The 6,988-nt window shown below is 72.9% G+C and carries 6 protein-coding genes and 1 pseudogene; 2 read left to right on the top strand and 5 right to left on the bottom strand.

Annotated features, from left to right (window positions below; all coding sequences use genetic code 11):
* Both GTW40_RS11960 and GTW40_RS11955 read right to left on the bottom strand, forming a co-directional pair.
* Nucleotides 1–262 (bottom strand): annotated as a pseudogene (locus GTW40_RS11960) (serine/threonine protein kinase); the annotation flags it as partial.
* A gap of 72 nt (nt 263–334) precedes the next feature.
* Nucleotides 335–1,183 carry a menaquinone biosynthesis protein gene (locus GTW40_RS11955; RefSeq protein WP_161180152.1) on the bottom strand — a complete coding sequence of 283 codons (849 nt, stop codon included), beginning with the start codon at nt 1,181–1,183 and terminating at the stop codon, nt 335–337.
* Nucleotides 1,184–1,469: 286 nt separating this feature from the next.
* On the opposite strand from GTW40_RS11955, the gene GTW40_RS11950 reads away from it, so the two are divergent.
* Nucleotides 1,470–1,673, top strand: a complete 204-nt coding sequence (locus GTW40_RS11950) for a cold-shock protein (protein WP_023547521.1) — start codon at nt 1,470–1,472, stop codon at nt 1,671–1,673.
* Nucleotides 1,674–1,983: 310 nt separating this feature from the next.
* Entirely contained in the window at nt 1,984–2,649 is a 666-nt protein-coding gene (locus GTW40_RS11945; RefSeq protein WP_161180151.1) for a class I SAM-dependent methyltransferase, read from the top strand.
* A 6-nt stretch (nt 2,650–2,655) separates the two neighbouring features.
* Here GTW40_RS11945 and GTW40_RS11940 read toward each other — a convergent pair whose 3' ends face one another.
* The 3 genes from GTW40_RS11940 to GTW40_RS11930 all read right to left on the bottom strand — a co-directional run.
* Nucleotides 2,656–4,566, bottom strand: a complete 1,911-nt coding sequence (locus GTW40_RS11940; protein ID WP_202485754.1) for an AMP-dependent synthetase/ligase — start codon at nt 4,564–4,566, stop codon at nt 2,656–2,658.
* Between the two features lie 294 nt (nt 4,567–4,860).
* Entirely contained in the window at nt 4,861–5,589 is a 729-nt protein-coding gene (locus GTW40_RS11935; RefSeq protein ID WP_161180149.1) for a DUF4232 domain-containing protein, read from the bottom strand.
* A 173-nt stretch (nt 5,590–5,762) separates the two neighbouring features.
* Nucleotides 5,763–6,988: tetratricopeptide repeat protein (locus GTW40_RS11930; RefSeq protein ID WP_161180148.1), on the bottom strand; the 1,226-nt coding region annotated here is incomplete at its 5' end.

Genomic DNA, 6,988 nt, shown 5'->3' with positions numbered 1-6,988 from the left:
AGGGCACCGGCGCGTCGGGGTCGGCGTCCAGGACGGGGGCCGTCCAGGCGCCGCCGACCCGGCGCGCGGCCGCGACCTCGCGCCGGAACCGGGCGCGGAACTCCTCGTCCAGCGCGAAGTGCGGGTGGACGATCTTGACGGCGACCGTGCGGCCGCCCACGCTGCGGCCGAGGTAGACCCGGCCCATGCCGCCGGAACCGAGCCGGCCGAGCAGCCGGTAGGGCCCGACGGCGGCCGGTTCGTCCGCTTCGAGCGGCTGCATGGCGTCCCCTCCCCCGAAGGCACTCCCGGACCCCCGTGGGCCCCGGTACGCCTACCGCCCGCAGCGTAGTGATTACGGCCTCAGCAGATCCACCTTCACGTCGGCCGCGAACCCGGTCGTCGGGCCGACGCGGCTCGCGAACTCCGTGACCGCCGCGAGCTGCGGGGCGCCGAAGCTGAAGTCGAGGGTGGTGAAGTACTGCTCCAGGGTCGCCTCGTCGAACGCCTCCCAGCGGGCGGCCTGTTCGGCCACCTTGCCGACCTCCTCCAGGGAGAGGTTGCGGGAGGCGAGAAACGCCTCGTGCACCCTGCGCGTGATCTCCGGCTCGCGCTCGGCGTAGTCGCGCCGGGCCGCCCACACCGCGAAGACGAACGGCAGGCCGGTCCACTCCTTCCACAGCGCGCCGAGGTCGTGCACCTGAAGGCCGTAGCGGGGGCCGTCCAGGAGGTTGGCGCGCAGGGCCGCGTCACCGATGAGGACGGCGGCGTCCGCCTCCTGCATCATCAGGCTCAGGTCGGGCGGGCACGTGTAGTAGTCCGGGGTCACGCCGTACCGCTCGGACAGCAGCAGCTGGGCCAGGCGGACCGAGGTGCGCGAGGTCGAGCCGAGGGCGACACGCGCGCCGTCCAACCGGTCGAGGGGAAGCTGCGAGACGATCACGCAGGACATCACGGGGCCGTCGCAGCCCACGGCGATGTCCGGGAAGGCGACCAGGTCGCCCGCGTTGCGCAGGAACTCGACGAGGGTGATCGGACCGATGTCGAGATCGCCGCGTACCAGCTGCTCGCTGAGCTTCTCCGGGGTGTCCTTGGTGAGCTCGAAGTCGAGGAGCGTGCCGGTTCTCGCGAGCCCCCAGTACAGGGGCAGGCAGTTCAGGAACTGGATGTGGCCGACGCGCGGCCGGGTGCGAGAATTGTCCACATCGCGAGACTAGACCCCGTACGAGAGTCGTCCGGGACCGGCCCGGCGTCAGCGCGTCCGCCCGAGGGTTCAAACATTCGGGTGACGTGATCTTGACCTCTATTGCATTCGGCAGCCTGCGTGCTAGGCTCGCCGCAAGTTGCAGTTTGGTTTCCCTTGCAGTACAGAGCCTGCGGAGCATGTGACCGCGGGCTCTCGTCGTTTTCAGACGAATGCAGTCGTGCAGCATCGTTTCGCACTTGCAGGTTCTGGAGCAGGGCAACCCTTTTGAGCCCAAGGAGGGCTTATGGCTACCGGAACCGTGAAGTGGTTCAACGCCGAAAAGGGCTTTGGCTTCATCGCCCAGGAGGGCGGCGGCCCCGACGTCTTCGTTCACTACTCCGCGATCAACGCCAACGGTTTCCGTTCGCTCGAGGAGAACCAGCAGGTGACCTTCGACGTGACGCAGGGCCCGAAGGGTCCGCAGGCGGAGAACGTCACCCCCGCGTGATCACTCCCTGATCGCAGAACCTGAGTGCAGTACCCAAGGAGCCCCGTGCCTTCCGGCAGTGGGGCTCCTGCCTTTCCCCGGGGCGCCCGGATGAATTCCCGGTGAATTCCCGCCCGCCGCATTCCCGGGACGCGCCCGGCGTACGGATTCCGCGCGCGGATTCCTTCCCACGCGCCCCGGAAGCGCCCTCACTCCGACGGACGCGTGCGGACGGGGGAATCGGACGGGATTCCGGGCGCGGCGCGGCCGTGGCCGATACTCCTCCACCACCCCCGCGCCGGGGCCCGTTCACCCCGTAGGGTCCGTCCGCATGACCGACTCCCGCCTCTCCTCCGACGCCCCCGGATTCCTCACCGCCACCCGCGAGTTCTACGACGCCGTCGCCGAGGACTACGCCGCGAGCTTCCGGGGCGCCTACGCCGGCCGGCCGCTCGACCGGGCGCTGCTGCGCGCCTACGCCGAACTGGTCGGGCCCGGGCGGCCGGTGGCCGACCTCGGCTGCGGACCCGGAGAGGTCACCGCCCTCCTCGCCTCCCTCGGACTCGACGTCTCCGGGCTCGACCTCTCCCCCGCCATGGTGGAGATCGCCCGCCGCGAGAACCCGGGGCTCCGCTTCGAGCAGGGCTCCATGCTGGAACTGGCGCTGCCCGACGGTGCGCTGGCGGGGGTCGTCTCCTGGTACTCCAGCATCCACACGCCGGTGGACCGGCTGCCCGCCCTGTTCCGCGAGTTCCGGCGGGTGCTGGCGCCGGGCGGACACCTGCTGCTCGCCTTCCAGGCGGGAGACCGCCCGCGCCGCCACGAGCAGCCGTGGGGCCACCCCGTCACCCTCGACTTCCTGCGCCGCGACCCCGGGCACATGGCGGCACTGCTCGGCGACACCGGCTTCGCCCTCGTCTCCCGCACGGTCCGCGAGCCCGACGAGAGCCTCGGGGAGCCGGTGGCCCAGGCGTTCCTGATCGCTACGGCTCAGTGAGGCTGTCTACGGCCCCGTGATCTGCCCCGCCCCCGCGTACAGCCCCTCCACCTCGTCCGCGAAGTCCCGCAGGATGCGGGCTCGGCGGAGTTTCATCGAGGGGGTGAGGTGGCCCGTGCGTTCGGTGAAGTCGACGGGGAGGACGGTGAAGCGGCGGATGGACTCGGGGCGGGAGACGAGCTGGTTGGCCTGGTCGACGGCGTCCTGGAGGATCGCCGCCAGCTGGGGGTCGTTCAGGAGCAGTTCGGGCGGGACGGGGTGCTTGCCGTTCATCTGGCGCCAGTGGGCGAGGCCGTCGGGGTCCAGGGTGAGCAGGGCGCCGATGTAGGGGCGGCCGTCGCCGACGAGGAGGCAGTGGGAGATCAGCGGGTGCTGGCGCAGCCAGTTCTCCAGCGGCGCCGGGGCGACCGACTTGCCGCCCGCCGTGATCAGCAGCTCCTTCTTGCGCCCGGTGATGGTGAGGTAGCCGTCGTCGTCCAGCTCCCCCAGGTCCCCGGTCGGCAGCCAGCCGTCCCGGGTGGCGGGGACGACGCCGCCCGCCTTCACGTCCCAGTAGCCGCGCAGCACATGGTCGCCCGCGACCAGGATCTCGCCGTCGGCCGCGATCCTGATCCGGGTGCCGGGCAGCGGCCAGCCGACCGTGCCGATACGGGGCTTGAGCGGCGGGGTGACCGTGGAGGCGCCGGTGGTCTCGGTGAGGCCGTACCCCTCGAAGATCTCGATCCCGGCCCCGGCGTAGAACGCGGCCAGGCGGCGGCCGAGCGGGGAGCCGCCGCAGATGGCGTAGCGGACCTTGCCGCCCATGGCGGCGCGCAGCTTGCGGTAGGCAAGGGGGTCGTAGAGGGAGCGGCTCGCCTTCAGGGAGGCGCTGGGGCCGTTGCCGGTGCCGCTGCGGCGGGCCTCCAGGGCCTCGCCGTAGCGGACGGCGGTGGCGGCGGCGCGGTCGAAGCCGCCGGCCTTGCCGGTCTCCTCGGCCTTGGCGCGGGCGGTGTTGTAGACCTTCTCCAGCATGTACGGGATGGTCAGCAGGCAGGTCGGGCGGAACGCGGCCAGGTCGGGGAGCAGATGCTCGGGCTTGAGGCTGGGCGCGTGGCCGAGCCGGACCCGGGCGCGGACGCAGGCGATGGCCACCATGCGGCCGAAGACGTGGGACATCGGCAGGAACAGCAGCACCGACGCCTCCTCGCCGGTCGTCGCCTTGAAGACCGGGTGGAGCAGTTCGATGGCGTTGTCGACCTCGGCGAAGAAGTTGCCGTGCGAGAGGGCGCAGCCCTTGGGGCGTCCGGTGGTGCCGGAGGTGTAGATCAGGGTGGCGAGGGTGTCGGGGCCCAACATGCCACGCCGTACGGCGACTTCACCGTCCGCCGTCCGGTCGCCGACCTCGGCCAGCAGGTCCACGTGCCCGTCGTCGATCACCCACACGTGCCGCAGCCCGGGCAGCCGGCTCAGCTCGGAGGCCATGGCGGCGGCCTGCTCGCGGGTCTCGGTGATCAGGGCGACGGCGCCGCAGTCCCCGAGCATCCAACTGGTCTGGTAGACCGAGGAGGTGGGGTAGACGGGCACGGTGACCAGGCCCGCGGCCCAGGCCGCGAAGTCCAGCAGGGTCCACTCGTACCGGGTGCGGGCCATCACCGCAATCCGGTCGCCCGGCATCAGGCCCTCCGAGATCAGCCCCTTGGCGACGGCGAGGACCTCGGCGGCGAACCGCTGGGCCGTCACGTCCTCCCACTCGCCGTCCGCACCGCGACGGCTGATCACGATCGCGCCCGGGTCGACCTCGGCGTTCTCGAACGGCAGGTCCGCGAGCGAACCGTGCGTCACCGGGGGCGCGAACGGCGGTACGGCGACCTCGCGTACCGCTCCGTCCAGCCGCCGGATCTCGGGCTCCACCAGGACGGGCCGGCCGTCGTAGTCCAGGGCCGAGACCGGGGGGCCGGAGACGACGGGGGCGTTCGGGTACGGGGCGGTCACGGGCGGCTCCTCGGGCGTGCAGCGGGAACTGCTTGCTGCATGAGATACGCGCCTCGCACACCGAGGCGTTCACCGGCGGCCGTCCTGAGGTCTCGGCACCGCCGGTCCGGCTGGCGATCGTACGAGGCCGCTGTGGCGGGTCTGTGCGGATCGCGCGGTGGTCCGGGGCCGGGGCTGTGCAGTCTCGGGGATTTCGTGAGGAGTGTTCTGCTTCCGCGCCCGGGCCGCCCCGGCGGGGTATCAGAACTCGTCCGCGCCGTTGCGCAGTTCGTGCGTCCAGTAGCCCGTGGCCCACCGCGCCGGGTCGACGGAGATGCCCTCGGCGCCGGGGGCCTGCACGATCGCCATGCCGGTGCCGTTCGGCAGCGTGACGGAGAAGTCCCGCACCGTCTCGGTGTCCTCCTTGCGGCCGCCGTCGGAGATGCGCACGGCCGCGTAGGCGGAGAAGCCCGGCTCCAGGACGACCGAGGTGGCCGGCTTGCTCTTGGCGACGGACGGGACGGTGCCCCGGGCGTTGTCCAGGAAGCGGATCTCGGGGAAGCTCGTCATGCGGCAGGTGCGGCCCGAGGTGTTCTTCGCGGTGAGGACCAGGTGGGTGTAGGGCGGCCCGTCCTGGGTCTCCGCGCTGATCCGCAGGCCCTTGGTGGTGCACAGCGGAGCGGTGGCCGAGCCGGTGCCGCCCACGACCTGCTTGCCCTGGTCGGCGTCGCCGTTCTGCTCGACGTTCCCCTGGTCGGCGTCGCCGCTCTGCTCGACGTTCCCCTGGTCGGCGTCGCCGCTCTGGTTCGCACTGCCCTGGTCCTTGTCCCCGCTCTGCTCGACGGCGGACGCGGAGGCCGAGGGCGAAGTGGCGCTCGCCGCCCCGGAGGTCGTGGCGCCGGTGCCGTCGTCGCACGCGGTGAGCGTGAGGGCGAGCGCGGCGGTGGTCACGGCGGTGAAGGTGGCGATACGGCTGCGGTAGGTGCGCATGGTGCGTCCCCCAGTGGAGAAGGGCGGCCGGCCGGGTCGAGGGCGGGGCGCCGGTGAGCTGTTGACACCGAGGAGTCTGTGCGGTCGCACTTACGTTCCGGTGCCGTCGCGCTGACGTCCGGCTGACGTCCCTGACCTGCGGCGTCGGCGCGCCCCTCGCCTCCAGCGGCGGCTCACGCCTCCCGCGCGAGGCGGCGCACGGCACGCTCGTACCGGGTGCGGTAGTCGGGCTTCTCCGCCACCCGCAGCAGCCCCTCCAGCGCCCGGGCGGCGCCCTCGTCATGGCCCTCGCGCTCCGCCTCGTCGGCCGCCCGCTCCAGCAGATGGACGCCCTCCTCGTGCTCGCCGAGCGCCAGCCGGGCCTCGCCCGCCGTGGTGAGCAGCAGCGCGCGCCGGGCCGTCTCCTCGTGCTCGGGGCCGAGCGCGAGGGCGGTGCGGACGGCCTCCAGGGACCGGTCCGGGCGGCCCGCCGTGAGGAGCGTGCGGGCCAGGTGCTGGAGCGCCAGCATCTCCGTGTGCCAGTCGCCCGCAGCGCGGGCCAGTTCTACGGCGCGCTCGCAGTCCTCCAGCGCGATGTCGAGGTCGCCGTCCTGGGCCCGGGCCACGGCCAGGTTGATCGTGGCGGTCACCTCGCCCGGTCCGTCGTCCGCCTTCCGCGCCAGCTCGGGCGCGGTCTCCAGCAGGGCGACGGCCTCGGTGGTCCGGCCCTCCTCCGTCAGCACCCAGCCGAGCAGGCTGAGCACCCGCGACTCGGCGTACGCGTCCCGCAGCTCCCGCGCGGAGTCGAGGGCCGACTCCAGCAGCGGCACCCAGCCCTCGCGCACCCGCAGCACCACCTGCGGCCAGTGCAGCAGGACGATCCGCCAGGCCCGGTCGTGGAACCCGGCGGAGCGGGCGGCGGCCACCGCCCCGGCCAGGTCGTCGCGTTCGGCGGCGAACCAGCGCAGGGCCTCGACCCGGTCCGCGAACTCCCTTACCGCGCACGGGCAGTGGAAGTCGTCCGGCAGTCCGAAGCAGGCGCCGCCGCCCGGTTCGGCGGTGTCGGTCGCGGCGAGCGCGGTCGCCGTCAGATGGTCCAGGGCGCGGACAAGCGCCTCGGGACCGGCCTCGGGTTCGAGGTCCTGGGCGTACAGCCGGACCAGGTCGTGCAGCACCCAGCGGTCCGGCGCCGTCTCCGTCACGAGATGGGCCTCGCCGAGCCGCTCCAGCGTCGCCTGCGCGTCGGCGGGGCCGGTGTCCAGGAGCGCGCCGCACGCGTACGCGTCGACATGGCTGCCCGGGTGATGGCCGAGCCGGGCCAGCAACCGTACGGCGTCCGGCGGCAGTTGCTGGACGGTCAGCCGCAGGGCGGCCGCGACCCCGGTGTCGTCCACGGCGAGGTAGGCCAGCCGCCCCCGCT

The sequence above is a fragment of the Streptomyces sp. SID4985 genome, assembly GCF_009863025.1.
Lineage (GTDB): Bacteria > Actinomycetota > Actinomycetes > Streptomycetales > Streptomycetaceae > Streptomyces.
This window is presented reverse-complemented; position numbering and strand designations above follow the sequence as displayed.